This is a genomic window from Lentzea sp. CA-135723 (genome assembly GCF_050936595.1).
Taxonomy (GTDB): Bacteria; Actinomycetota; Actinomycetes; order Mycobacteriales; family Pseudonocardiaceae; genus Lentzea.
Genome location: NZ_JBNJMK010000001.1, coordinates 3831752 through 3857139 on the forward strand (window position 1 = coordinate 3831752; position 25388 = coordinate 3857139).

Here is a 25388-nt window from a genome sequence, read left to right on the forward strand (position 1 = left end):
CACTCCAGGGTGTCAGCGCCGCAGCACCACCGGAAGCGATTTAAGGCTGGCCATGATGTCGTTGTGCGTCACCGCGGGTTGTTCGCCGCCCGCGTAGGTCGTGCGCGGGAAACGGGCCGTGAGGTGCCGGATGACGGTCTCGGTCTCCAGCCGCGCGAGCCCCGATCCCAGGCAGAAGTGCGGGCCGTGGCCGAACGTCGCGTGCCCCGTCGTCTCGCGGTCGAGCCGGTACTCGGCGGCGTCGGCGTGGGCGCGCGGGCACCGTCCGGCGGAGCCGAGGTTGATGAGCAGCAGGGTGTTCGCGGGGACGAGGGTGCCGGCGATCTCGACCGGTTCGGTGGTGATGCGGTGCGTGGCGCTGCGGACCGGTGAGTTGTGGCGCAGCGTCTCCTCGACGAGCTTCGGCACCAGCGCGGGGTCGTGCGCGGCCTTCTCCCACAGTCCGTTGTCCAGCGCGTCGTGGACGACGTTCGCGATGAGGCTCGCCGACGTCTCATGGCCCGCCACGACGAGCAGGAACGCCATGGCCATCAGTTCGTCGTGGCTGAGGTGGTCACCGTCGTCGTCAGCGGCCGTGGCCAGCGCACCGAACAACGAGCCCGCGTCCAGGGCGTCGCCCGTGAGCAGCGCGTGGAAGTAGCCGCCCAGCTCGTCGCTCGCGGGCTGCGACACCTCGGGGTCCATCGACATCATGGTCTCGATCAACGTGCGGACGCGCGCCTGGTCCTGCGGCGGCACCCCGAGCACCTCGCCGATGACGTGCATGGGCATCGGCACCGCGAGCTCCTTGACGAGGTCGATCTCCTCGTCGGCGCGCAGCCGCCCGATGAGTTCCGCGGTGATCTCCTCGATGCGTGGCGCCAGTTGCTGCACCGCCTTGCCGTTGAACGCCTTCACGGCGAGCGCGCGCAACCGGGCGTGTTGCGGGTTGTCGCTGTTGAGCATGCTCGGACCGAAGAGCCCGGCGAGGTTCTCCTGTGTGCTGCCCAGCGCGGCCAGCTGCCGTTTGATCTCCCGTTGAAGCGAAGCGCTGTCCTTGGAGAGCCGTTGGTCGGTCAGCAGGTGCCGGGTGAGCTCCAGCCCGACCGTGACGACCTGCATCTCCACGCCGTTGGGCAACGTCACGGCGTGCAGCGGCCCTTCTTCTCGTGCGTCGTCCTCGATCCGGTGGTGCTCACGTGCCCGCAAATCGCCGCCGGTCAGCAAGTTCGACATACAGGTCTTCGCCTCCGTTTGGGTTCGACTAAGACCGTTCTACCGCCCTATTGGAGCGCGTCCAACGTCCTGATCGTCTCCACGGCGGGCAGCCGGGGAGGCTCGGCGGCGATCGCCTTCCGCCCCAGCACCCACTCCGGCAGGTGGTGCCGCAACGCCGCCCGGCCCTGCGCCGTGATGTCGACGGGCGCCGCCATCCCGTGGCCGCCGGGGTCCTCCCAGGTGATCCACTCGCGCAGCCGCAGGATCTCCAGGTCGTCCGCGTCCCACTGCTTGGCGGGCCGGTGCTCCAGGTACCAGCTCGTGGCGCCGCGGTGCACACCGCCCTGCTCCACGAGGGCGAGCAGCTTCACCTGCTCCTGCGTCACGGTCGTCGGGACGGGTGTCACGGCCTTGGCCTTACGTCTCACAGGTCGTCGTCCTCGGTAGGTGGCTGGCCCGAACGTCCCCGACAAAACTCGAACAAGGTACGGCACCCGCGCGTCCGGTTCCAGGAAGTCCCGAGAACTGGCGCCCGTGCGTCCGGAGGCACCGAACGGCAGGCGGCCGATCGAGTGACGGCGTCGCCCGGAAGGCGTGACACCGTTGAACGCGCAATAAATTCTTGGTGATCAACTCGTCCGGTGGCGTGATGCGCCCAGGCCCGATCGGCGGACTTCGAACCGCGACCGCCACCGAGGCCGTACAACCACATGCAGGCACACGACAGCGAACGGTGGCCACCTTGGGCAGACGCAAGAGCACACCGGGACGAAGATGACCGGACGCGCGGAGCGGTCAGCACGTCCCCAGCACCCGGCAGCCGGCAGTGGCCCTCCGATCGCCTGCGGCTACCTGCGCAGAGGAGAGGGCAAGCGCGTCTCCGTGCCGCAGCTGCAACAGCGGATCATGGCCCACGCCAGGGAACTCGGCTTCGCGCTCTACCACCCGATCTTCGTGGACACCGTCCCCGGCAGCCCGCTCCAGCGCAACGCGTTCCGGGTGCTCCTGGACGTCGTGTGGGAGCTCCACATCACCACCCTGATCACACCCAGCCTCTGGCACCTGTCCCAGGACGACGCCGAGGCGCGCCAGGCCCGTCGGCGACTCACCAGCTACGGCTGCGACGTGATCTTCATGCGCTAGCCGCCGAGCTCCCGCTTCAGCCCCGTCACCAGAGCCGCGCGCAGACGCCTGCTGAGATCGAGCGCCGCGCAGCGAAGCCGGTCGAGCTCGTCGTAGCGAAGAGAGTGCGGCAGCGTGCCGTGCCGCGGCCACGTCCGCAGGTGCATCCGCCTCACGTCGCGGTTCAGCAGGTGCAACTGCTCGCGGACGTCGAGCAGTTCGCCTGCGAGCTCCCGCGCCGCCCTGAAGTGCCGGGCCTCCGTCGCGAGCAACCGCTGCGTCAGCACCAGGGCCGGCACGTTGTGCGCCGCCCTGCGGTTCTGGAGCCGGGAGATCCCCACCGCGTGCAGGAGGTCCAAGCTGGTGCTCCGCGTCCCGTCGGGCGCGAGCACCATGATCAGGTGCTGGGCCAGCTTCAGCTCGTTGCCGCGGAACCGGCTCGCCCGCAGGTACTGCAGCCGCGCCCAGCCGATCTCCGCCCAGTTCCGCGGCGCCGTCACGGCCAGGTTGACGAGAAAGGCCTTGCGCCGCTGCCCTTCCAGCTCGTGGAGCTGCGCCCGCATCTCCTCCAGCCACGTGGGGACGTAGTGCGCGGGCAGCCCGACCGCGACGAAGGTGAGCACCCAGTTGTGGCTCCTCCGCTGAAGATCCCGCACGTAGGTCCACGACCAGAGCGCCATCGCGGCGCCCGCCCACATCGCCATGGCCCCCAGGCCCACGACCATCGACACCAGGATCGACAGGCCGAGCGCCTGGCCTACCGCGGTTCCGAGCGGAACCGCCGCGAGAAGCGCCAGCCACAGGCAGCGCTCACCCGACTCCTTCAAGCACTCCTCCGGGTTTCAGGAGTCGAGGCACCCGCCGACTCACGCCGACATCCTCACCGAGATCATCTCGTGACGCTTCCGTTACCAGGCGAATCCACTCCATCAGGGGTTCTCCCGGCGGCGTCGCCCCTGGCCATGCGCGCCAGCTCGGTCACGCGGGCGAAGGGCTCGTCCCGCTGGGAGAAGACCGCCCAGAGCACCCCGCTCACCACGAGCAGGGCGAGGAACAGGAGCCCGCCCACGAGCCAGGACGTCCAGGAGGCGAAGAAGACTCCGGCGAGGGAACCTCCGCCGCCGACCACGGCCGCCACGGGCGCGAGACGAGGACGGTGTCGCGGGGACATTGAACGACGTACCTCACAGAAGAAGCGACGGCGACGCGGGCACACCTCGGCCGCGTCGTGACCGCGAACCTACACCCCCTAATTTGAGATCATACTAGGGGTTGGAGCGACTCCAACCTTTCGTGTACTTGCCCCCGTGACCACTCAACGTTGAGCGAGGCTCAGGCGTCCACGTCTGATGGCCCCATCGCGCCGTCCGGGTGCACTGAAGGGTGTTTCCAGGCACACGGCCCTGCGGCGTTTCCAGAAGCCGATATAAGGTGCCTCGTTGTGGGAGCGCTGCGGATGACCGTCCAGACGCAGGCCGTCCTGCACGCTTTTCTGGCTGATCCCACCGCCGAGCTGTACGGCCTGGAGATCGCCGACCGCACCCACCTCATGCCGGGCACGACGCACCCGATCCTGGTGCGCCTGCTCGCGGCGGGCTGGATCACCGACCGCTGGGAAGACGTCGATCCGCACGAGGAAGAACGGCCGCGCCGCCGTTACTTCAAGCTCACCGAGGACGGCGCCGAGCAGGCACGCGAAGCACTCCGCACGGCCGCCACGAAGGGGTTCGCGCAGTCCTTCACCCAGGGGTTCGCCAACGGCCTGAGCTAGGCCTCACGCCGTCGGCCGGGCCGCGCCGACGCCAGCGCCGCGACCAGCCCGGTGAGCACCAGCGTGGTGTGGTTGATCTCCAGCAGGTACGCGACCTCCAGCGGACTGGGCAACCGGTCCTCCGGGCGAGCCCTACCGGGTAGCGCCTGCTCCGCGAGCAGACCGGCGCAGCTCTTCGCGAGCCAGGCGGCGTTCGTGACGATCTCCGGGTGCCGGCGCTCGCTGACGCACCGTTCCAGCACCCGGCCCCACCAACGCAGCCGGCGCAGATGCCGTTGCAACTGCAGCAGCTGCTCCCGGTGCTTCGGCCACACCGGCATCCTGGACCGCAGCAACGCGTTCGCCCTGCCGATGCGCGGCGACGCCCACCGGGCCGCGAACCAGCTCACGAGCTCACGCAGCACGTCGAGCCTGCGCGCCATCCAGACAGCCCACGCCGCGCGCAGCAGAGCGACGAACGACATCGCCAGGTGCGAACGCACCGCATCCCGTTGCCCAGGCTCGAGATCGCCGAGCTGCCCCTCGAAGTCCGCGATCCACGAACAGGCCTCCTCCAGCGGGAGGAACGGGGCGAGGAGGAGCAGCCGCGCCGTCTCCCTGGGCCGCACCGGCAACGAGCGCACCACGGCCCGATACCGCAGCAGGTAAAGAAGAACCGCGACCCCGCCGGCCACGACGACGATCACTCCGCGCGCTTCCCGTCTCCGGGCCACGAGACGACGAACCGCGGCCGATGCGCGGCCGACACCCACCGGCCGTAGACCGTCGCACGGTGCAACTGACGGCACGCACGCCCCGGCGCGGACACGTCGACCGCGTCCCAGCGCGTGGCGACCTGGTTCAGCCTGCGCAGCCGCACCAGCACGGGGTACAGCCGGGCAGGGCTGAGGTCGGCCGCCTCCGCCAGTGCCGCCGTGTCGAGCTCGAGATCGGGTCGCGCGGTCAACGCCCGCAGCACACGACCGGCGTGAAGCCGCCGCCAGAACATGGCCGGACAGTACCTCGACCTGCCTGTTTTGATCTCTAATCAGGGGATTGGTTTCACTCCAAAGAGATGCGCGTCCACTGTGGACTTCACTCGTTCAGCGCACCGGCGGCCGTCAGGCGCTCTGGTGGCTCGAAGACGTACGTGTGGTGGGCGCGACAGGGATCGAACCTGCGACCGCTCGGGTGTAAACCGAGTGCTCTTCCGCTGAGCTACACGCCCCAGCCCCCAGCGAAGACGCGAGGGGTACAGCTACATCATGCCCGAAGCGAGGCGACGGCCTTCTTCCAGGCCGACTGATCGCGGGCCTCGCCCGGCGCGTTCACCTCGGCGAAGCGCACCACGCCAGCGAGATCCACCAGGAACGTGCCGCGCAGCGCCATGCCCGACGACGCGTTGAACACGCCGTAGGACTGCGCCACGGCCCCGTGCGGCCAGAAGTCGGACAGCAGCGGGAACCGGTAGCCCTCCTGGTTGGCCCAGGCCTTCAGGGCGAACGGGGAGTCCACGGAGATGCCGAGCACCTGCACGGCCGCGTCCTCGTAGACGGCCAGCTCGTCGCGCAGCTGGCAGAGCTCGCCGCGGCAGGTGCCGCTGAAGGCGAACGGGTAGAAGACCACGAGGACCGCGCGGGTGCCTCGGAACGACGACAACGTCACGGGCTGCTTGTTGTAGTCGTTGAGCGTGAAGTCCGGGGCTTCCGAACCTACCTCGACCGCCATGTGACGAACCCCTCCAGCCAGACGTCGGAAACCCACGGGCTTGCGAAGCCCGTGGGTCGATCCGCGTGTCAGGTCAGCGCTTGGCCTTGGCCGACTTCGGCCACACCAGGCGGATGCCCGCCCAGTCGTCGGCGACGCTGATGTTGGAGGTCTGCGACAGGCCGGCGGTGGGCACGGCCTCGGCGACGTCCGACGGCTCCACGTGGCCGGGGCGGCCGGTCTTCGGGGTGAGAACCCAGATCACGCCGTCCTCGGCGAGCACTCCGGTGGCCTCGAGCAGGGCGTCGACCAGGTCGCCGTCGTCCTCCCGCCACCAGAGCAAGACGGTGCTCACCGTCTCGTCGGCATCCTCGTCGAGGAGATCGCCCCCGATTCGCTCCTCGACTGCGGCACGCAAGGCGTCGTCAACGTCCTCGTCCCAGCCGAGTTCCTGGACGACCATGCCAGATTCGATCCCGAGCTTGTCGGCGACGCCGAGCTTGCCGGCGTCTTCCGCGGCGACCACGGTTTTCACTCCTCCAACTACGCAAGAGCGACAGCCTCAGAGACTGCCGCCAAGTCCGTTACTCCGGCTAGCGAACACTGTCAGCTACCTCCGGCGCAACTGTTGACCACGTGACACGCCGTAACAGGCACCCCTGTGCAGACACCTAGACTTGCATGACGCATGCTCTACATACCTCTTATCGCGCGCGCGTGAGCGACACGATCCAGAACTACCGACCGGTAGCGATGACGAAGTCGCCACGCAAGGACAACGATAGGAGCGCGTGGCACGGTTTCCGGGCCAGCGCGTGTACCGCCAACGAAGCCGAGGAGACACCTTGAGCCCGCAGAACACCGGCCCCGAGCGGGTGCGTGTCATTCGCGACGGTCTGGCAGCCCACCTGCCGGACATCGACCCGGAAGAGACCTCGGAATGGCTCGAGTCGTTCGACGAGGTGCTCAAGGGCGGCGGGCAGCAGCGGGCGCGTTACCTGATGCTGCGGCTGCTCGAACGCGCTGGTGAGAACCACGTCGGCATGCCGTCGCTGACCAGCACCGACTACGTCAACACCATCCCCACCGAGCGGGAGCCGTGGTTCCCCGGTGACGAGGAGGTGGAGCGTCGTTACCGTGCGTGGATCCGCTGGAACGCCGCGATGACGGTGCACCGCGCGCAACGGCCGGGTGTGGGTGTCGGTGGCCACATCTCGACGTACGCGTCCAGCGCGTCGCTCTACGAGGTCGGCTTCAACCACTTCTTCCGCGGCAAGAACCACCCGGGTGGTGGCGACCAGGTCTTCATCCAGGGTCACGCCTCGCCCGGTGTGTACGCCCGCGCGTTCATGGAAGGCCGCCTGAGCGAGCACCAGCTCGACGGCTTCCGCCAGGAGTACTCGCACGCCGGTCTCGGCGGCGGCCTGCCGTCGTACCCGCACCCGCGCCTCATGCCGGACTTCTGGGAGTTCCCCACGGTCTCCATGGGCATCGGCCCCATGAACGCCATCTACCAGGCGCGGTTCAACCGCTACCTGCGCGACCGCGGCATCAAGGACACGTCCGACCAGCACGTGTGGGCGTTCCTCGGCGACGGCGAGATGGACGAGCCGGAGTCGCGCGGCCTGCTGCAGCTCGCCGCGAACGAGCAGCTCGACAACCTCACGTTCGTGGTCAACTGCAACCTGCAGCGCCTCGACGGCCCGGTGCGCGGCAACGGCAAGATCATCCAGGAGCTGGAGTCGTTCTTCCGCGGCGCCGGCTGGAACGTCATCAAGGTCGTCTGGGGCCGCGAGTGGGATGCGCTGCTGCACGCGGACCGCGACGGCGCGCTCGTCAACCTGATGAACAACACCCCCGATGGTGACTACCAGACGTACAAGGCCAACGACGGCGCGTACGTCAAGGAGCACTTCTTCGGCCGTGACCCGCGCACGAAGGCTCTCGTCGACGCCATGAGCGACGACGAGGTGTGGAACCTCAAGCGCGGCGGCCACGACTACCGCAAGGTCTACGCGGCCTACAAGGCGGCGACCGAGACCGTGGGCCAGCCGACCGTCATCCTCGCCAAGACCATCAAGGGCTACTCGCTCGGCCCGCACTTCGCGGCCCGCAACGCGACGCACCAGATGAAGAAGATGACCCTGGACGACCTCAAGGGCTTCCGCGACAGCCTGCGCATCCCGATCTCGGACGCGCAGCTCGAGGCCGACCCGTACCTGCCGCCGTACTACCACCCCGGGCAGGACGCGCCGGAGATCCAGTACATGCAGGAACGCCGTCGCCAGCTGGGCGGGTTCGTACCGGAGCGCCGCACCAAGTCCAAGGCGCTGGTGCTGCCGGGCGACAAGGTCTACGAAGGCGTCCGCCGCGGTTCGGGCAAGCAGGAGGTCGCCACGACGATGGCGTTCGTCCGCCTCGTCCGCGACCTCGCGAAGGACCCGGAGATCGGCCCGCGCATCGTCCCGATCATCCCGGACGAGGCACGAACGTTCGGCATGGACTCCATGTTCCCGACGCAGAAGATCTACAACCCGAACGGCCAGGCGTACACCTCGGTGGACGCCAACCTGATGCTCGCCTACAAGGAGTCCGAGCAGGGCCAGATCCTGCACGAGGGCATCAACGAGGCGGGTTCCACGGCGTCGTTCACGGCGGTCGGCACGTCCTACGCGACGCAGGGCGAGCCGATGATCCCGATCTACATCTTCTACTCGATGTTCGGCTTCCAGCGCACGGGTGACGGCCTGTGGGCGGCGGCGGACCAGATGGCGCGCGGCTTCGTGCTCGGCGCCACCGCGGGCCGCACGACGCTGACCGGCGAGGGCCTGCAGCACGCCGACGGCCACTCGATCCTGCTGGCGCACACCAACCCGGCCGTCGTCGCGTACGACCCGGCGTGGTCGTTCGAGGTGGCGCACATCGTCCGGGACGGTCTGCGCAGGATGTACGGCGAGAACGCCGAGAACATCTTCTACTACATGACGGTCTACAACGAGCCGTACGTGCAGCCGGCCGAGCCCGCCGACCTGGACGTGGAGGGCCTGCTGCGGGGCCTCTACAAGTACCAGGACGGCCCGCGGGCCTCTGGTCCGCGCGCGCAGATCCTCGGCAGCGGCGTGGGCCTGCCGTGGGCGCTCAAGGCCCAGCAGATGCTGGCCGACGAGTGGGGCGTGTCGGCGGACGTGTGGTCCGCGACGTCGTACTCGGAGCTGCGCCGCGACGCCGTCGAGACCGACCGCCACAACCTGCTGCACCCGGACGCCGAGCCGCGCGTGCCGTACGTGACGCAGGTGCTCAAGGACGTGCAGGGCCCGGTCGTCGCCGTGTCCGACTGGGCGTCGGCGATCCCGGACCTGATCCGCCCGTACGTCCCGACCGACATGACGACCCTGGGCACGGACGGCTTCGGCTTCTCCGACACCCGCCCGGCCGCGCGCCGCCACTTCCTGGTGGACGCGGAGTCCGTCGTCGTCGCGACGCTGGCCGCGCTGGCCAGGCGCGGTGAGGTCGAGCAGTCGAAGGTCGTCGAGGCGGCGCGCAAGTACCGCATCGACGACGTGCAGGCCGCAGGCCCGTCCACGGGTGACGCGGGTCTCGCGTAGTCGGTCAGCCAGGTGAAGGGCCGCTCCGGAATCCCGGGGCGGCCCTTTTCACGCCCTGAGCGCGTACTCGGTGAACTGTCCGGCCGCGGTGAACCCGAGACGCCGGTAGACGCTCTCACCGTCCTCAGAGGCTTGTAGGACGGCAGTACGGCACCCCTCAGCGCGTGCGGTGTGCAACGCCGCCGCAGTGATCGCACCGCCGTAGCCGCGCCGTCGGTCCGTGGCGAGGGTCGCGATGTTGTAGATCCCGGCCACGTCCGCGTGCAGGAACACCTCCGCCGTGCACACCGCACGGCCGTCGACGTACCCGACGAGGTAACGCGCGTGGCTGGTCAACGCGTGTGGGGCGGCCAACGCGTAGAAGCGGCGCACGGTGTCGGCGGGCGGGTCCCAGTTCGCGGCCAGGACCTCGGCGTAGGCATCGAGTTCCTCCGCCGTGGTCACCGGGCGGATGTCCAGCCCTTCGGCGCTCGGGAGCGGGCCGCCGAGGTCGAGCCACATGCCGGTCTCCGTCTCGGACCGGTCGAGCCCCGCCGCCAGCAGCCTGTCCCCCAGGCCGTCGTCACGGCCGACCCACCACGAGAACGGGCGGCCGGTGGCGCGGATCGTGCGCACAGCCCCCGCCACGTCGGCGCCCTGGCGGGCCGCCGCGACGATGTTGAACGTGTCGTCGGGCAGCCCGCTGTCCGCGATGAGCAGGTCAGCCGTCTCGGTGACGGTCGCGCCGGGCAGGTGGCGGTGCAGGTGGCACGCGTGCTCGGCGAGGTTGCGTTCCATCCGGTCGTGAAGATCGGTCACACCGCCATCTGACCACGGTCAGCACTGCGCGACGGGCTGCCCACTGACCAACGGTCCGTCAGCGCGCGCGTCGAGCAGCAACGGGACCAGGGCCCGTGCCTCCTGCTTCACCGGCACGATCCGGTCGCCGCCGCGCAGGTACTGGGACCTGATGCCGTGCAACGCCAGTTCGTCCTGCACCTCGACGTACTGCGCGCCGGTCAGCACGTACCCGCACGGCGCGGCGACCACGTCCGACGGGTCCGGCGGCTGGTTGTCGGCGCCGCCGAAGTAGATCGGGCCCGTCCGGACGGCACGCGAGGCCGCGTTCGCCGCTTCGATGCCCGCGCGGTTGTCGCGCACGAACGACTGGGTTCCGTCCAACGCCTTCAGGTGCGACTCGACGCGGTACGCCGGGGTGTTGTCGACGTTGGTCTCGACCAGCAGGCCCATGCCGTGCTTCAGGCCGCCCGTGTTGCGCAGGATGCGTTCCTGGCCGTCGCCCGCCACCTGGCGGACGGGCTCGCCGGTCACCGGGTCGACGTAGATGCCGTAGACGCCGGACGTGCGGCCCGCCGCCTCCACCGAGATCCGGACGTAGGACCGGGACAACGACTCCGACAGGTCGTGCACGCCGTCGGCGACGTTGAGGTTGCGCGGCCACAGCCAGAGGACGTCCTTCACGTAGTAGGGCGCGGACGGCCCGAACTCGTGCAGGTCGTGGATGACGTCGGGCTGCCAGTCCCGGATCACGGCCGCCATCGCGCGGGCTTCCTCCGAGCGCAGCAGCAGGTGGTCGCGGTTGATGTCGATGCCGGCGGAGTTGCCGCGGGTGTCGGCGACGCGGCCGTCCGGGTTGGCGTTCGGCACGAACAGGTAGGTCACGGACGACGTGCGCGGCAGCGAACGCATGCGGATCAGGCACGCCTCGCGTCCGGCGGGTTCGTCGCCGTGCTGGGAGCAGATGAAGAGAACCACCGTGCGCGCGTTGCGGGTGCCCGCGCGCACGAGCTGGATCGGGCGGCCCTGGGCGGTCGTCCCGATCTGCGTCAACGGCAGGCCGGTGGCGCGCAGGTAGGCCTGTTCCTCGGCCTCGGTGGTCCACTTGCCGGTGAGCTCGAACCCGGTGCGCAGGGGCGGAGCAGCCTGAGCAGCAGGGATGGCTACCAGCGACGAGACAGCGGTCAGCAGAGCGATCAACAGTCCCCTCATAGGGGAGACTTTGCCGCCTGTGTCAACCGGCGGGCGGCGCGGTTCCAGTCGACGAAACCGTGGATCACCAGACCCGCGAAGATGATGTAGACGAACGCGCTGAAGTACAGGCCCGACTGGATCTGCAACGGCACGCCGACCGCGTCGACCACGAGCCACACCAGCCAGAACTCCACCAGGCCGAGGCCCTGCAACGCGAACGCGAGGATCGTGCCGACGAAGATCGCGGCGTCCGGCCACGGCGCCCACGAGGCGTCCAGCGCGTCCAGCACCAGCGCGAACGCGGCGGTGCCCACGACGAACGCGCCGGCCACGGCGATCCGTTCGCGCCAGGAACCCTTGCGCACCACCACGCCGAACACCGGGTCCCGCCGCCGCACCCACGCGTACCAGCCGTAGACCGCGATCGCGCCGACGACCACCTGCCGCGTCGCGAGCCCGCCGAGGTGCGCGGACATGTACACCGTGAACAGCAGGGCGACGGAGACCAGCTGAACGGGCCAGGTCAAGAGTGAACGGCGTTGCGCGAGGAACACCACGGCGAGCGCCAGCACCTGCCCGACCAGCTCCGTGTACGCGATCTTCTGGCCGAAGATCGTCACTCCCACCTCGTGCCACACGGCTTGTTCCTCCGCGGTTCAGTCGCAGTACACCGGTGTTTCCTACGGTCCCACCATGTCATCTTCCTTAGCACTGGCGCTCGTGCCTTTGTTCCTCACCGCGCCCGCGACGCCCGTCATCACACCGACGGTCATCACGCAGACCTTCAGCGAGCCGGCCGACGCGGACGACCCGGCCATCTGGGTGAACCAGCGCGACACCGAACGCAGTGTGGTCCTCGGCACGCTCAAGGAAGGTGGCCTGGCGGCGTTCGACCTGAAGGGCCGCACCATCGGCGTGTACCCGGCGCCGCTGCCGCCGACCCCGGACGCGAAGCCCGGCCGGTTCAACAACGTCGACGTGCTCGGCGACCTCGCGTTCGTGAGCGACCGCGGCCGTGACCGCATCCGGGTGTTCACAGTGGACGAACGGGGCGCGAAGGACGTCACGAACCCCGCCACGAAGCCGGTCTTCTCCAAGACCGAGGCCGAGGTCGACGACCAGCACACCGTCTACGGCCTCGCCGCCGGGAACGTCAACGGCCGCGACGTCGTCGTCACCAGCCGCCGCAGCGAGACGAGCATCGCGCTGCTGCAAGTGGTGAAGGGCAAGACGTACGACACCAAGAAGGTGTCCACTCTGGACCTTCCCAGCACCTTCACCCTGCCCAACGGCAAGCGCTGGACGGTGTGCGGCGAGCCCGGCGAGGGCCCGCAGGTCGAGGGCATGGTCATCGACGAACGCACGAACACCCTGTACGCCGCCCAGGAGGACGTCGGCATCTGGCGCATCCCGTTGCGCTCCAACGGCTTCGGCAAGCCGCAGCTGGTCGACAAGGTCCGCACCTGGGGCGCGCCGCAGAAGTACAACCCGGAGACCGAGGAGTGCGAGGCCGACGGCCCGAACCCCGGTTTCGGCGGCAAGTGGCTCGAAGCCGACGCCGAGGGCCTCACGATCGCGAACGACGTGCTGCTCGCCTCCAGCCAGGGCGACTCGCGGTTCGTCGCCTACCGCAAGGCGGACATGAAGCCGCTCAAGGACTTCCGCGTCAAGGACGTCGAGCACTCCGACGGCGCCGACATCGTCCTGGGCAAGCTCAACCTGCTCGTCGTGCACGACGGCGAACGCCCTGACGGCACGGGATTCGCGTTCATCAGGTTCTAGTCTGTCCCGATGGGGACGACGCTGAACCTGCACCAGCTCAACAGGGCGCTGATCGAACGCCAGATGCTGCGCGAGCGCGCCGACCGGAGCGCGCTCGCCACCATCGAGCACCTCTTCGGCATCCAGGCCCAGGAACCGAAGTCGCCCTACATCGGCCTCTGGACGCGTCTCCGGGACTTCCGGCCGGCCGAACTGGAAGACCTGCTGACGAACCGCGAGGCCGTCCGCATGCTGCTGATGCGCGGCACGATCCACCTGGTCAGCGCCCGCGACGCCCTCGGCCTGCGCCCCCACACCCAGCTCAGGCTGGACCGCGAACTCCAGAGCGGCCCGTTCGCCGCCCGCCTGCGCGGGCTCGACTTCGGCGAGGTCGCCGAGGCCGGCCGCAAGATCCTCGACGAGACCCCGCAGGGCACCGCGGACGCCGGCAAGCAGCTGAAGGAGCGCTGGCCGGAGCGCGACCACACCGTCCTCGGCAACGCGCTGCGCAACAAGCTCGCCCTGGTCCAGCTGCCGCCGCGCGGCCTGTGGCACCGCAGCGGCCGCGCTGTCTGCACCACCGTCGAGAACTGGCTCGGCCGGCCCCAGCAGGCGATGGACAAGGAAGAGATCGTCCTGCGCTACCTCAGGGCGTTCGGCCCGGCGACGGTCATGGACGCCCAGCAGTGGTCCGGTCTCACGAAGCTCAGCGAGACGTTCACCGCCCTGCGCCCGCGGCTGGTCACGTTCCGGAACGAGGCCGGCAAGGAGCTGTTCGACCTGCCGGACGCCCCGCGCCCCGACCAGGAGACCGAGCTCCCGGTCAGGCTGCTGCCCGAGTTCGACAACATCCTGCTCGCCCACGCCGACCGCCGACGGGTCATCGCGGACGACCGGCTCGGCGTCGTCATCGGCGGCAAGCCCACGGTCCTCGTCGACGGGTTCGTCGTCGCGACCTGGGCGGTCACCAAGGAACGCGCCATCACCGTCGACTACATCGACGCACAGCCCAAGAGCAGGCAGAAGGCGGTCGCCGAGGAGTGCGACCGCCTTCAGGACTGGATCAGGAGCTAGGCCGCGACGTCCACGTGCGCGCCGTCGCCGACGACCAGCCGGTGCTGGCGCGCCGATCCGACGCGGGCCCTGCGGCCGATCAACGACGTCTCGATGCCCGACACGTTGTGCACCGACGCCTCGTTGAGCACGATCGAGTCGGCCACCCCGGACTCGGTGATCCGGCAGTCCGCGCCGATCGACGTGTACGGCCCGATGATCGACTCCTCGACCAGCGTCCCCGCGCCGATGATCGCGGGCCCGACGATGCACGACCGCACCACGCGGGCGCCCTCCTCGACCACGACGTCACCGATCAGCGTGGACTCGTCGTCGACGATGCCCTGGATGTCGCCGCGCAGGCCCATCAGCAGCTCGCGGTTGCACTCCAGCACGTCCTCGACCTTGCCGGTGTCCTTCCAGAACCCGGAGTAGATCCGGGCCCGCACGTCGCGTTCGTGCGTCACCAGCCACTGCAGCGCGTCGGTGATCTCGAACTCGCCGCGCCACGACGGCTCGATCGCGTCCACGGCCGCGTGGATCGCGGGCGTGAAGAAGTAGACGCCGATCAGCGCGAGGTCGCTGCGCGGCTCCTGCGGGTGCTCGATCAGCCGCGTCACCCGCGAGTTCTCGTCCACCTCCGCCACGCCGTACAGGCGCGGGTCCTCCACCTTGTCCACCAGCACCTGCGCGGACGGCCGCAGTCGCTCGAACTCGTCGGCGATCTGGCCGATGCCCTCGGCCAGCACGTTCTCGCCGAGGTACAGCACGAAGTCGTCGTCACCGAGGAACGGCCGGGCGATCCGCACGCAGTGCGCGACCCCCAGCGGCACGTCCTGCTGGATGTAGGTGAGCGAGACACCCAGGTAGGACCCGTCGCCGAACAGCTCGGAGATCTCCTGACCGCCTTCGCCGACCACGATGCCGATCTCGGTGATGCCGACGTCCCGCAGGTTCTCCACGACGTACTCGAGCACCGGCTTGTTCGCGATGGGGACGATCTGCCTGGGTAACGAGTATCCGGCCGGGCGCACGCCCGCGGACAGCACAAGGGCTTTCATTGGTCCTCCACCGCGACGGAACGATTCGGGTGGAGACGAGGTTCCGGCCGGGCACTGGATCGAAGCTGGAGAACCCCCAGAACACGAGGAAAGGGCCCCGCGCAGGATGTTTGCGCGAGACCCTTTCCAGGAGGTGAGACCCTCCAACCGGGTGAGTTAGAGCCTCTAACACCCGGCAGTGAGACCCTCTAACTCCCGTTTCAGCCCATCTGGGTGCCGGACGGCGGCGTCGGCGCGTCCATGCGACCACCCATGTTCGCCGGCATCTCCTGCGGCATCTCCTGCGACGCGCGCGGCATCGGGGACTGGGCCTGCGCCTCGTCCTGCACGCGGGTCAGCCAGCCCTCCCAGCGCGCCTGCATCGGGCGGACCAGGCCGCCACCCACACCGATGATGACGACGCCCGCGACGGTGGCGAGGACGGCGATCAGGACCGGCATGGTCACCGAGATCGCGATGCCCAGCTGGTTCAGCGCCGCGATGACGCCGAGGGCCATCACGAAGCCGTAGGTGATGTTGCCGAGCATCTTCGTGTACGAGCGCTGGCCCAGCGCCCCCATCACGAGGCCCTTGAGCGCGGTGCCGATGGCCGACGCGACGATCACGAGCACCAGGGCGACGACGATGCGCGGCAGGTACGCGATGACCTCGTTCAGCAGCGTGCTGACCGGGTTCGAGGCGCCGAAGACGCCGAACGCCAGCTGCAGCGCGATCAGCAGCACGAAGTAGTAGACGATCTTCGAGATCAGCCCGGAGGCGTCCATCGACGACTGGCGCATCGCGCTGTTGAGGCCCGACCGGTCGACGAGCTTCTCGAAGCCGACGCGCTTCAGCAGGAACTGGACGCCCTTGGCGAGCGCCTTCGCGATGAACCAGCCGATGACCAGCACGAGCAGGAAGCCGAGCAGCTTCGGCACGAACGTGGCGATCATCGCCCACGCCTGGCCCAGGCCCTCGGTGATTTGCGAGCCCACGGGCCCTCCAAGATCAGAAGTTGCGGTGAGTGAAGATCAGACCAGTTGATCGTTTCGTGGATCACACCGCTCCACAACTTCGACACTGCTACACGAAAGGGTGGCTGACGTGGATTTTTGTCGCAATACAGTCCAGAGTGGAACTACCGGTGGGGACCGGGGAGAGGGAAGCGCCCGCCACGCTCCGTGGCGGGCGCTTCCACATTTCGGCGGTCTGACTCACGGCGGCCGGATCAGGGACGAGCCGAGAAACCCCGGCCGTCGAGGTACGCCTGGATGCCCTCCGCGGACAACGCCGGAGCGGTGCCCGGCTGACCGTCCTTCGGCACGTCCGGGCGCGGGTCGCCGGTGCACTCGGAACTGCTGCCGGGCAGCGCCCCGTCGATCAGGTACCGGTTGACCTTCTCGTCGACGCACTTGTTGCCGCCGTTGTAGAGGCCGTGCTTGCCCTCGTCGGTGACGGTGATCAGGTTGTGCCCGAGCCGCTGCGCCATCGCCGGACCGCTCGCGTACTGGGTCTGCGTGTCGCCCTCGGACTGCACGACGATGCCGATCGGGTAGCCGTTGCGCCCGATCTTCACCGGGTCCTCCGGCGGCGTGAACGAGCGGAACGTGCAGGTCATCGGCGCCGCGCGGACGATGCCGTAGCCGTAGGGGTAGCGCTCGCGGAACATCCGCATGTCCTCGTAGTAAACGCTCACGTCGGTCGGCCAGTCCGACTCGCAGGTGACGGTGTCGAAGACGCCGGACCGCAGCTCGTCCAGGCCGGTCCTCGCGAGCACCTGAGCGGCCTTGGCGCCCTCGGCGTTCGCGGGCTTCTCCCCCGACCGCAGCTTGGTCACGATGGCCGCCAGGTCCGACCACAGCGGGCGGTAGCGGGCGCCCACGCCCAGCGCGCCGTCGAAGGAGGAGCGGTTGTGCTCGCCGACCGGTGTCACGTGCAGCTTCGCCGCGACCTTCTCGACCTCGGCCAGCACCTCGTCCCGCGACTTGCCGAGCCCGAGCTTCTCGTTGCGCTCCCCCGCCCACGCCGCCCACGCCTCGACGTCCATCCGGTAGGCGATGGCCTGCTGGCGGAACTGCTCGTGCCAGATCCACTCGGGGTGCACGGCGGAGTCGAGGACGCTGCGGTCGAGCCGGTTCGGGAACAACGTCCCGTACACCGCGCCCAGATAGGTGCCGTAGGAGTAACCCAGGTAGTTGATCTTCTGCTCGCCCAGGACGGCGCGCACGACGTCCATGTCCCGCGCGGTGTTCGCGGTGCTGATGAACTGCCGGATGCCGCCGCCGGACTTCTGGCAGGACTCCTCGGCCTCGCGCGCCTCGGCAGCCCACTTGCCGAACTCGCTGTCGGCGGGCCGCGACTCGGGCGCGGCGATCGCGGGCGCCGCCCGGCAGTTCAGCGCCGTGGACCCGCCGACGCCGCGCGGGTCGATGCCGATCACGTCGTAGACCTGGGCGAGCTCGGACTTCGTCAGGAACAGCGGCAGCCCGAGCCCGGAACCGCCGGGACCACCCGGATTGGTGAACAGCACGCCACGACGGCGATCGGCCGCCATCGCCTTCTTGCGGCTGATGGTCAGGTTGATCCTGTCGCCGGCCGGTCTGGTGTAGTCGAGCGGCGCGACCAGGGTGGCGCACTCCAGTTCGGCGAGCTTTCCGGTGCACGGCGCCCACTTGGCGGTCTGGGAGACGAACTCGGCGAGCGGGTCGGGTGGGTCGGCTGCGGCGGTCGTGCTCGTGGTGAGCAGAGCGACGACCCCTAGGACGAGTGCCGGGAACCTGCGCAAGACGGACCTCCACGCCGTGCCGAAAGATCTCTGCCGCTCGACGGTATGGCCGTTCAAACGGGCCGAAGGGTTCTGTCACCCGTCCCGGTGATGTCAGTCCACTGCCTTAAGCTGCGGGTATGACCAGCAGCAGGACCTCGAAGGCGAAGGAGGAGCACTCGCCGACGCTCTCCGCCCGCACCATGCGCAAGATCGAACGCGCGTCGGGCTCACTCGCGACGGCCAGCGTGGCCGAGATGGAGCGGCGGCTGCCGTGGTTCGCCAGGATGCCCGCCGACCAGCGGGCGAGCGTGCTGCTGCTGATCCAGAACGGGGTGGCCGGGTTCGTCGAGTGGCTGCACGACCGGCAGCAGGCGATCCGGCTGTCCGCGGACGCGTTCCGCAGCGCCCCGAAGGACATCTCGCGCTGGGTGAGCCTGCGCCAGACCGTCGAGCTCGTCCGGATCGCCCTGGAGCTGTTCGAGGAGCAGATGCCGGAGATGGCGGCAGACGAGGCCGAACGCGCGCTGCTGATGGAGGGCGTGCTGCGGTACGGCCGGGAGATCGCCTTCTCGGCGGCCACCTCGTACGCGGCGGCCGCCGAGGCCCGCGGTGCGTGGGACGCGCGGCTGGAGGCGCTGGTCGTCGACGGCATCGTGCGTGGCGACCCCGAGGAGTCGCTGCTGTCCCGCGCGGCCGCGCTGGGCTGGGACCCGGCGCTGGAGGCGACGGTCCTGGTCGGCAACCCCGGTGGCGAGGACCCGCCCGCGATCATCTACTCGGTGCGCAGCAAGGCGGCGCGCGCCGGGCGGCCGGTGCTGCTGTCCGTGCAGGGATCCCGCCTGGTCGTCGTGCTCGGCGGCCCGACGGAGACCGGGGAGGACGTGCTCGGCAAGATCGGCGAGGGGTTCGGCGAGGGGCCCGTCGTGGCCGGGCCGACCGTGGCGTCGCTGTCCGAGGCGCACCGCAGCGCCAGTGACGCGTTGAGCGGGCTGCGCGCGGTCGTGGGCTGGCCCGCGGCGCCTCGGCCGGTCCGGTCGATGGACCTGCTGCCGGAACGGGCGCTGGCGGGCGACCCGGAGGCGGAGTGGCAGCTCGTCGACAGGGTCGCGCGGCCGCTGGAGGACGCCGGCGGCGCGTTGCTGGAGACCGTGGACGCGTTCCTGGAGGTCGGGGGCGTGCTGGAGACGTGCGCGAAAAGACTGTTCGTGCACCCGAACACGGTCAGATATCGCCTTCGGCGCGTTCAGGAAATGACGGGAAGAAATGCACATGACGCTCGAGACGCGCTTGTGCTTCGCGTCGCATTGTCTGTAGGACGGCTAGCGCGCTCCCGGGGCCTGTGGTAGCGAACGGCCTGTGACGGACTTCGCACCCATCCGTTAGGGTGAGGGCCAAACGACCCCGCACCGCACTGAGCTGCGGCAACGTCGCGGGGCGCGCACGTCCTAGGCGATTTTGTAGGGTCTCTACAAATACGATCGCCGTACTTCGTTCTTTGCGGCATGGGGTACCGGTGGGTTCACCAGCTTTAGTAATCGGCGTGATCGCACTCCTCGCGCCCGGACAAGGGTCCCAGACGCCCGGCATGCTCACCCCCTGGCTCGAACTGGAGGGGGCGGAGAAGCAGGTCCGGACGTGGTCGGAGATCACGGGCCTCGACCTCGTGCGCCTCGGCACCACCGCGGAGGCCGACGAGATCGTCGACACCGCGATCACCCAGCCGCTCGTCGTGGCGCTCGCCGTGCTCGCGTTCGGTGAGCTGCGCAAACGCGTCGAGCTGCCGCCCGCCGTGATCGTCGGCGGCCACTCCGTCGGCGAGCTCGCCGCGGCCGCCGTCGCCGGTGTCATCAGCGCCGACGACGCCGTCGCGCTGGCCGCCGTGCGCGGTGCCGCGATGGCCGAGGCGTGCGCGCTGGAGCCGACCGGCATGGCCGCCGTGCTCGGTGGCGACGAGCCGGAGGTCCTCGCCCGCCTGGAGGAGCTCGGCCTCGTGCCCGCGAACCGCAACGGCGCCGGCCAGATCGTCGCGGCCGGTCCGCACGCGGCGCTCGACGCGCTCGTGGAGAACCCTCCCGGCCCGGCCAAGATCCGCAAGCTGGCCGTCGCGGGCGCGTTCCACACCCGGTACATGGCGCCCGCCGAAGAAGCGGTGCGCGCGCGTGCCGCCGCCGTGACCACGCACGACCCGTTGCTTCCGCTGGTGTCCAACAAGGACGGTCAGGTCGTCACCGAGGGCACCGAGGTGCTGCGGCGCCTGGTCTCCCAGGTCACGAGCCCCGTCCGGTGGGACCTCTGCCAGGCCACCCTCGTCGAGAAGGGCATCAGCGGTTCCGTCGAACTGCCGCCCGCCGGCGTGCTGACGGGTCTCGCGAAGCGCGCGATGAAGGGCACGGCGACCCTCGCCCTCAAGACCCCCGACCAGTTGGAGAAGGTCTCGGAACTGATCGAGACCGTTGGAGCCGATAAGTGACGACCTTCCAGGCCCCGCGGGCAGCCGCGGGTAGCCGCATCATCGGTCTCGGCAGCTACCAGCCCGAGACCGTGGTGAGCAATCACGACCTCGCCGCGCGCATGGACACCTCGGACGAGTGGATCCGCGAGCGCGTCGGCATCGTCAACCGGCGCGTCGCGGCCAAGGACGAGGGCGTCGTCGACATGTCGGTGCTGGCCGCCACCAAGGCGATCGAGGACGCGGGCATCTCGCCGGAGGACATCGGCGGCGTGATCGTGGCGACGTGCACGATGCCGTCGACCATCCCGAACGCCGCCGCGCAGGTCGCCACCCGGCTCGGCATCAAGGCCGCGGCCGCGTTCGACCTGAACGCCGCGTGCGCGGGCTTCTGCTACGCCGTCGCGACCGCCGCGGACATCGTCCGCGCGGGCACCGTGCGCAACATCCTCGTCATCGGCGCGGAGAAGCTCACCGACTGGACCCACCCCGACGACCGCTCGACCGCGATCATCTTCGCGGACGGCGCGGGTGCCGTCGTGGTCGGTGCCAGCGACACGAACGAGATCGGCCCCGTCGCGTGGGGCTCGGACGGTTCCATGTCCGAGGTCATCCGCATCGACGACCGCGACTCGTTCATCCACCAGGAAGGCCAGACGGTCTTCCGGTGGGCGACGACGCAGATCGCTCCGGTAGCGCTCCGTGCCGCCGAACTCGCGGGCGTCGAACTGTCCGATGTGGACGTGTTCGCCCCGCACCAGGCCAACCTCAGGATCATCGAAGCCATCGCCAAGCGCTTGCGCAACAATGGTGCGCGCGAGGACCTGAAGGTCGCTAGAGACATCGTCGAATCCGGTAACACCTCCTCGGCCTCGATCCCCATGGCGCTGGACCACATGAGGACCGCGGGCGAGATCTCCTCTGGAGACGTGGTGCTGATGGTCGGTTTCGGCGCGGGCCTGTCCTACGCGGGACAGGTCGTCAGGGTCCCGTGAGTTTTTCCATCGTTTCAATCGAAAGGGAACTTCAGTGAGCGACAACGTCCTGTCCGGTCTTGCCGAGATCGTCGAAGAGGTCGCCGGCGTTGCCGCCGACGACGTCACCGCTGAGAAGTCCTTCGTGGACGACCTCGACATCGACTCGCTGTCGATGGTCGAGATCGCCGTCCAGGCTGAGGACAAGTTCGGCGTGAAGATCCCGGACGACGAGCTGGCCAACCTCAAGACCGTTGGTGACGCGGTGAACTACATCACCAGCAACAAGTGACTTCGGGCATCGAGGTCGTCATCACCGGGCTGGGTGCCACCACCCCGCTCGGTGGTGATGTCACGTCCACCTGGGACGCGTTGCTGGCCGGCAAGAGCGGCGTGGGTCCGATGACCCACGACTGGGTCGAGAAGTACGACCTGCCGGTCAAGATCGCGTCGCAGCTCGTGGTGGACCCGACCGAGGTGCTCCCCCGAGTCGAGGCACGTCGCCTGGACCGCTCCGAGCAGGTCGCCATCGTGGCGTCCCGCCAGGCGTGGTCCGACGCGGGCCACAACGACGACACCGTCGACCGCCAGCGCCTCGCCGTGATCATCGGCACGGGCATCGGCGGCGCGATCACCCTGCTCACCCAGGACGACCTCCTGGAACAGCACGGCCTGCGCAAGGTGTCGCCGCTGACCGTCCCGATGCTGATGCCGAACGGCCCGGCCGCGCACGTGGGCCTGGAACTGAAGGCACAGGCGGGCGTGCACGCCCCGGTCTCCGCCTGCGCGTCCGGCGCCGAGGCCATCGCCTGGGCCTACCGCATGATCATGTCCGGCGAAGCCGACGTGGTCGTCGCGGGCGGCGCCGAAGCGTGCATCACGGCCATCCCGGTCGCGGGCTTCTCGCAGGCCCGCACCATGAGCACCCGCAACGACGAGCCGGAAAAGGCGTCGCGCCCGTTCGACACGGCCCGCGACGGCTTCGTGCTCGGCGAGGGCGCGGGCGTCATGGTCCTGGAACGCCGCGAGTTCGCAGAAGCCCGCGGGGCGAAGATCTACGGCCGCCTCGCAGGCATCGGCACCTCGGCCGACGGCTACCACATCACGGCCCCGGACCCCGAGGGCGTGGGCCAGTCGCGCGCCATCGCCGCGGCCCTGCGCTCCGGCGGCATCGACCCGTCCGACGTGGGCCACGTGAACTGCCACGCGACCTCCACCCCGGTGGGCGACGTCGCGGAGACCGTGGCGATCCGCAAGGCGATCGGCGACCACCCGGTCCTGACCGCCCCGAAGGGCGCACTCGGCCACCTGCTGGGCGCGGCAGGCGCGGTGGAAGCCATCGTCACCGTCCTGTCGATCCGCGACGGCATCGTTCCCCAGACACTCAACCTGGAGAACCTCGACCCGGCCGTCACGCTGGACGTGGTGGCGGGCGAACCGCGCAAGATCAAGCTGGACGCCGCCGTGAACGACTCGTTCGGCTTTGGCGGCCACAACGTGGCGCTGGCCTTCACCCCGGCCTAGTCACACCTGCCAGACCACGGAGCCCCGGCCCGCCCAGCGGACCGGGGCTTCGTGCTGCCGGCAAGGGCGCGGGCAGGCTCGCGCAGGGGTCCCCTCGGGTTTGGCGTCGGTGGGTTCAACCGGTCGTCGCAACGGTTGATGTTGGTGGGAAGAGTAGTTGGTGGAGTGCTTCGGCTGGGGTGTGCCAGCCGAGGGTTTGTCGTGGTCGGCCGTTGAGTTCGGCGGCGATGGCGGCGAGGTGTTCTGGGGTGTGAGCGGTGAGGTCTGTGCCTTTGGGGAAGTACTGGCGGAGTAGGCCGTTGGTGTTTTCGTTGCTGCCGCGTTGCCAGGGCGAGTGCGGGTCGCAGAAGTAGATGTCCAGGTCAGTGGCCAGGGTGATCTCGGCATGGCGGTTCATCTCCGAGCCCTGGTCCCATGCCAGCGAGCGCCATAGGTGTTTCGGAAGGGCGCCGATGGTGGTGATCATCGCGTCGCGGACGCTGACGGCGTCGTAGCGGGGCAGGTGCAGCAGCAGGCAGTAGCGGGTGGCGCGTTCGACCAGGGTGCCAATCGCGGATTTGTTGTTCTTACCGATGATCAGGTCGCCTTCCCAATGTCCGGGCACGGCGCGGTCGTCGGCTTCGGCGGGGCGTTCGCTGAGCATGATCATGCCGGGGATCTGGCCTCGGCCGGTCTTGCGTTCGGCGCGGTGCGGGCAACGCAACGTCCGCCCGGTCCGCAGACATGTGGCGAGTTCGCGGCGCAACGCGCCCCGGCCCTGCACATACAGCGATTGGTAGATCGTTTCGTGCGACACCCACATCTCCGGATCGTCGGGGAAGTCGATCCTCAGCCTGGCACTGATCTGGCGGGGTGAGTGCCGTCGGGTCAGCCGCCGCTGGACCTCCTCGCGCAGTCGGGAGTTGACCGCGAGCAGGGCCGGTTTCGGGCGCCGGGCCCGCTGGTCGGCCTTGGCCTGAGCTGCTCCGGCGAGATAACGCCGAGGCCGAGCGGTCCGTGAATTGCGGGCGATCTCCCGGCTGACCGTCGACACCGGCCGGCCCAGCCTGCGGCCGATCTCCCGCATCGACAGGCCCGCAGCCCGGCCCAGCGCGATCTCCTCCCGCTCCGCGAACGACAAATACCGCCCTGACACGGGTCTCGCTCCGTTGCCGCACACCCCGCCAGCCTTGACGAACCACTCCTGGCCCGTCGGCCACGACACACCCGCAGCCCGCGCAGCCGCGGTCACACCCAGACCACCCGCGACACCGGCCCAGAACCGGACCCGCACATCCCGAGACACCTTCGGAACACCCACACAACCCTCCAACCAGGAGCGTTGCAACGACCCACTGACCCCAAGCTCCCCCACGACCCAACCTACTCAGCAGGTCTGACAGTCCGGCCGAGCGAGCGGCAAGGCAAGACGGCGTCGGGCGAGCCGGGTCTCGGGCGAGACGGAGTAAGGCAAGACGGGTCAAGGATGGCCTTTGGGCCTGGCGATGCCGAAGGCGAGGCGTCCTTCCCTCTTGGCTCGGCCCAAGCGGTATCGGTGACGTGCCCGCCCAACTCAGCCAATCTCCATCGATGCGCCAGCGGCGATGACTCAACCACGCCCGTCAAAGTCTTTGCCCCCAACGCAACCACCACCCCAAGGTGACGGGCGTCAGCACTTCTCCATCTGCGGGGTCCGGCTCTCCGGTGCGTCGTCCACCTTCAACGCCCCGCCCTCCCACCTCATCACGTACACGACCCGCCAACGGATGCACTCCTCCGGCAGCGCGGGCGGCGCCTTCTCCACGTCCTGCGTCGACACGAACGAGATCAGCACCCGCAGCCGCCGCCCCAGCACGTCGGACTCGATGCGCTGCACCACCATCCCGCCGTCTTTGGTGCTCTCGTACGCGGCGGTCCAGGTCTCCTCGCGTTGTGTGGAGACCCGCCGAGCCGACACCACCGACCGCCAGGCCGAGAAGTCACGCGCGTTGATCGAGTCGAAGTAGGCCTGCAGCACGCGTTGCACGGCCGTCCGGTCCGGGTGGGTGAAGGAGTCGGGGCTCAGTCGCACCTCTGCCGAGCCCGGCAGCGGCCCCACCACCGAGGAGGACGGCACCGCGGGGGATCCTGCCGCCTCGGCCGGGCGCGAGTAGACGGTGCGGCCCACCATGCCGGCGGCCACGGCGGCACCGGTGATCACGACCACGGCCGGCACCAGCCAGCGGCTCGCCACGCTCCCCACGCGGCAAGCCTAGCCGCACGACACGCCGGGCAGCGGAGGGCCGCTCACAAAACGTGTCGCGTTACATCAAAACGGCGATTTCACTCGAACGATTACATCACACCGCGAAATGACGGGATGCATGTGGCAAGACAATGTTTGATACATAAATTGATGAGGGGCAATCTCATCCTACGAATGAGTTCCAACGGGCGACTCTGTACCGCCATTCGGCCGTATCAAACACGCAATGGGAGCCAATTCCGGC

Annotated in this window: 26 protein-coding genes and 1 tRNA gene; 10 read left to right on the forward strand and 17 right to left on the reverse strand. The window is 69.2% G+C overall.

All coding sequences use genetic code 11. From position 1 onward, the window contains the following. Positions 1 to 12 precede the first annotated feature (12 nt). Together ACQEU1_RS16865 and ACQEU1_RS16870 are read right to left on the reverse strand one after the other, a co-directional pair. Complete coding sequence (locus tag ACQEU1_RS16865; protein ID WP_433202017.1) at positions 13 to 1215, reverse strand: cytochrome P450; 1203 nt, start codon at positions 1213 to 1215, stop codon at positions 13 to 15. Between the two features lie 47 nt (positions 1216 to 1262). Further along, positions 1263 to 1625, reverse strand: a complete 363-nt coding sequence (locus ACQEU1_RS16870; RefSeq protein WP_433202020.1) for a hypothetical protein — start codon at positions 1623 to 1625, stop codon at positions 1263 to 1265. A gap of 346 nt (positions 1626 to 1971) precedes the next feature. On the opposite strand from ACQEU1_RS16870, the gene ACQEU1_RS16875 reads away from it, so the two are divergent. Continuing rightward, a complete protein-coding gene (locus ACQEU1_RS16875; RefSeq protein ID WP_433202023.1) occupies positions 1972 to 2340 on the forward strand; it encodes a recombinase family protein in 369 nt (122 codons plus the stop codon). On the opposite strand, the gene ACQEU1_RS16880 is transcribed toward ACQEU1_RS16875, so the two are convergent. Next, positions 2337 to 3146 carry a hypothetical protein gene (locus ACQEU1_RS16880; RefSeq protein ID WP_433202026.1) on the reverse strand — a complete coding sequence of 270 codons (810 nt, stop codon included), beginning with the start codon at positions 3144 to 3146 and terminating at the stop codon, positions 2337 to 2339. The genes ACQEU1_RS16875 and ACQEU1_RS16880 overlap by 4 nt on opposite strands. A 62-nt stretch (positions 3147 to 3208) precedes the next feature. Then, positions 3209 to 3457 carry a hypothetical protein gene (locus ACQEU1_RS16885; RefSeq protein ID WP_433202029.1) on the reverse strand — a complete coding sequence of 83 codons (249 nt, stop codon included), beginning with the start codon at positions 3455 to 3457 and terminating at the stop codon, positions 3209 to 3211. Positions 3458 to 3775: 318 nt separating this feature from the next. Between ACQEU1_RS16885 and ACQEU1_RS16890 the strand changes: the two genes are divergently transcribed. Continuing rightward, entirely contained in the window at positions 3776 to 4090 is a 315-nt protein-coding gene (locus ACQEU1_RS16890) for a PadR family transcriptional regulator (protein WP_433202032.1), read from the forward strand. Here ACQEU1_RS16890 and ACQEU1_RS16895 read toward each other — a convergent pair. The 5 genes from ACQEU1_RS16895 to ACQEU1_RS16915 form a co-directional block, all read right to left on the reverse strand. After that, on the reverse strand, positions 4087 to 4776 hold the full coding sequence (locus tag ACQEU1_RS16895) for a hypothetical protein (RefSeq protein WP_433202035.1): 690 nt from the start codon (positions 4774 to 4776) through the stop codon (positions 4087 to 4089). The two genes, ACQEU1_RS16890 and ACQEU1_RS16895, sit on opposite strands and share 4 nt — an antisense overlap. After that, the gene (locus ACQEU1_RS16900) at positions 4773 to 5078 is read right to left on the reverse strand and encodes a hypothetical protein (protein WP_433202038.1); all 306 of its coding nucleotides are present in this window, start codon (positions 5076 to 5078) and stop codon (positions 4773 to 4775) included. The genes ACQEU1_RS16895 and ACQEU1_RS16900 overlap by 4 nt, the downstream gene beginning before the upstream one ends. A gap of 144 nt (positions 5079 to 5222) precedes the next feature. Continuing rightward, positions 5223 to 5297, reverse strand: a tRNA-Val gene (locus tag ACQEU1_RS16905). Between the two features lie 35 nt (positions 5298 to 5332). Beyond that, positions 5333 to 5797, reverse strand: a complete 465-nt coding sequence (locus ACQEU1_RS16910) for a peroxiredoxin (protein ID WP_433202041.1) — start codon at positions 5795 to 5797, stop codon at positions 5333 to 5335. Positions 5798 to 5870: 73 nt separating this feature from the next. Continuing rightward, on the reverse strand, positions 5871 to 6302 hold the full coding sequence (locus tag ACQEU1_RS16915; RefSeq protein ID WP_382439635.1) for a DUF3052 domain-containing protein: 432 nt from the start codon (positions 6300 to 6302) through the stop codon (positions 5871 to 5873). A 319-nt stretch (positions 6303 to 6621) separates the two neighbouring features. Between ACQEU1_RS16915 and aceE the strand changes: the two genes are divergently transcribed. Next, entirely contained in the window at positions 6622 to 9381 is a 2760-nt protein-coding gene (aceE, locus tag ACQEU1_RS16920) for a pyruvate dehydrogenase (acetyl-transferring), homodimeric type (protein WP_433202045.1), read from the forward strand. A gap of 48 nt (positions 9382 to 9429) precedes the next feature. Here aceE and ACQEU1_RS16925 read toward each other — a convergent pair whose 3' ends face one another. The 3 genes from ACQEU1_RS16925 to pnuC are packed head-to-tail and all read right to left on the reverse strand — an operon-like array spanning position 9430 to position 11990. Continuing rightward, on the reverse strand, positions 9430 to 10179 hold the full coding sequence (locus ACQEU1_RS16925) for a GNAT family N-acetyltransferase (protein WP_433202048.1): 750 nt from the start codon (positions 10177 to 10179) through the stop codon (positions 9430 to 9432). An 18-nt stretch (positions 10180 to 10197) separates the two neighbouring features. Next, complete coding sequence (locus tag ACQEU1_RS16930) at positions 10198 to 11370, reverse strand: M14 family zinc carboxypeptidase (RefSeq protein WP_433202051.1); 1173 nt, start codon at positions 11368 to 11370, stop codon at positions 10198 to 10200. After that, the gene (gene pnuC / locus ACQEU1_RS16935; protein ID WP_433202054.1) at positions 11367 to 11990 is read right to left on the reverse strand and encodes a nicotinamide riboside transporter PnuC; all 624 of its coding nucleotides are present in this window, start codon (positions 11988 to 11990) and stop codon (positions 11367 to 11369) included. The genes ACQEU1_RS16930 and pnuC overlap by 4 nt, the downstream gene beginning before the upstream one ends. A gap of 55 nt (positions 11991 to 12045) precedes the next feature. Here pnuC and ACQEU1_RS16940 point away from each other — a divergent pair, with 55 nt between their 5' ends. Then, positions 12046 to 13134 carry a phytase gene (locus ACQEU1_RS16940; protein ID WP_433202057.1) on the forward strand — a complete coding sequence of 363 codons (1089 nt, stop codon included), beginning with the start codon at positions 12046 to 12048 and terminating at the stop codon, positions 13132 to 13134. A 9-nt stretch (positions 13135 to 13143) separates the two neighbouring features. After that, positions 13144 to 14187 carry a winged helix DNA-binding domain-containing protein gene (locus ACQEU1_RS16945; protein WP_433202060.1) on the forward strand — a complete coding sequence of 348 codons (1044 nt, stop codon included), beginning with the start codon at positions 13144 to 13146 and terminating at the stop codon, positions 14185 to 14187. Here the strand turns inward: ACQEU1_RS16945 and ACQEU1_RS16950 are convergent. The 3 genes from ACQEU1_RS16950 to ACQEU1_RS16960 all read right to left on the reverse strand — a co-directional run bounded on the left by ACQEU1_RS16950 (position 14184) and on the right by ACQEU1_RS16960 (position 17991). Continuing rightward, on the reverse strand, positions 14184 to 15227 hold the full coding sequence (locus ACQEU1_RS16950) for a glucose-1-phosphate thymidylyltransferase (protein WP_433202063.1): 1044 nt from the start codon (positions 15225 to 15227) through the stop codon (positions 14184 to 14186). The two genes, ACQEU1_RS16945 and ACQEU1_RS16950, sit on opposite strands and share 4 nt — an antisense overlap. A gap of 200 nt (positions 15228 to 15427) precedes the next feature. Then, positions 15428 to 16201 carry a mechanosensitive ion channel family protein gene (locus ACQEU1_RS16955; RefSeq protein ID WP_433202066.1) on the reverse strand — a complete coding sequence of 258 codons (774 nt, stop codon included), beginning with the start codon at positions 16199 to 16201 and terminating at the stop codon, positions 15428 to 15430. A 233-nt stretch (positions 16202 to 16434) separates the two neighbouring features. Next, entirely contained in the window at positions 16435 to 17991 is a 1557-nt protein-coding gene (locus tag ACQEU1_RS16960) for an alpha/beta fold hydrolase (protein WP_433202069.1), read from the reverse strand. A gap of 119 nt (positions 17992 to 18110) precedes the next feature. Here ACQEU1_RS16960 and ACQEU1_RS16965 point away from each other — a divergent pair, with 119 nt between their 5' ends. The 5 genes from ACQEU1_RS16965 (at position 18111) to fabF (ending at position 22920) form a co-directional block, all read left to right on the forward strand. Then, positions 18111 to 19319 (forward strand): PucR family transcriptional regulator, encoded by a 1209-nt coding sequence (locus tag ACQEU1_RS16965; protein WP_433202072.1) that lies wholly within the window; start codon positions 18111 to 18113, stop codon positions 19317 to 19319. A gap of 194 nt (positions 19320 to 19513) precedes the next feature. Next, the gene (locus tag ACQEU1_RS16970) at positions 19514 to 20443 is read left to right on the forward strand and encodes an ACP S-malonyltransferase (protein ID WP_433202075.1); all 930 of its coding nucleotides are present in this window, start codon (positions 19514 to 19516) and stop codon (positions 20441 to 20443) included. Further along, on the forward strand, positions 20440 to 21417 hold the full coding sequence (locus tag ACQEU1_RS16975; protein WP_433202078.1) for a beta-ketoacyl-ACP synthase III: 978 nt from the start codon (positions 20440 to 20442) through the stop codon (positions 21415 to 21417). Before ACQEU1_RS16970 ends, ACQEU1_RS16975 begins: the two co-directional genes overlap by 4 nt. 34 nt (positions 21418 to 21451) lie before the next feature. Next, positions 21452 to 21688 carry an acyl carrier protein gene (locus ACQEU1_RS16980; RefSeq protein WP_030465146.1) on the forward strand — a complete coding sequence of 79 codons (237 nt, stop codon included), beginning with the start codon at positions 21452 to 21454 and terminating at the stop codon, positions 21686 to 21688. Beyond that, positions 21685 to 22920 (forward strand): beta-ketoacyl-ACP synthase II, encoded by a 1236-nt coding sequence (fabF, locus tag ACQEU1_RS16985; RefSeq protein ID WP_433202082.1) that lies wholly within the window; start codon positions 21685 to 21687, stop codon positions 22918 to 22920. The genes ACQEU1_RS16980 and fabF overlap by 4 nt, the downstream gene beginning before the upstream one ends. A gap of 115 nt (positions 22921 to 23035) precedes the next feature. On the opposite strand, the gene ACQEU1_RS16990 is transcribed toward fabF, so the two are convergent. Together ACQEU1_RS16990 and ACQEU1_RS16995 are read right to left on the reverse strand one after the other, a co-directional pair. Then, positions 23036 to 24157, reverse strand: a complete 1122-nt coding sequence (locus ACQEU1_RS16990) for an IS30 family transposase (RefSeq protein ID WP_433211537.1) — start codon at positions 24155 to 24157, stop codon at positions 23036 to 23038. Between the two features lie 411 nt (positions 24158 to 24568). Continuing rightward, on the reverse strand, positions 24569 to 25141 hold the full coding sequence (locus ACQEU1_RS16995) for a hypothetical protein (RefSeq protein ID WP_433202085.1): 573 nt from the start codon (positions 25139 to 25141) through the stop codon (positions 24569 to 24571). Positions 25142 to 25388: the final 247 nt, after the last annotated feature.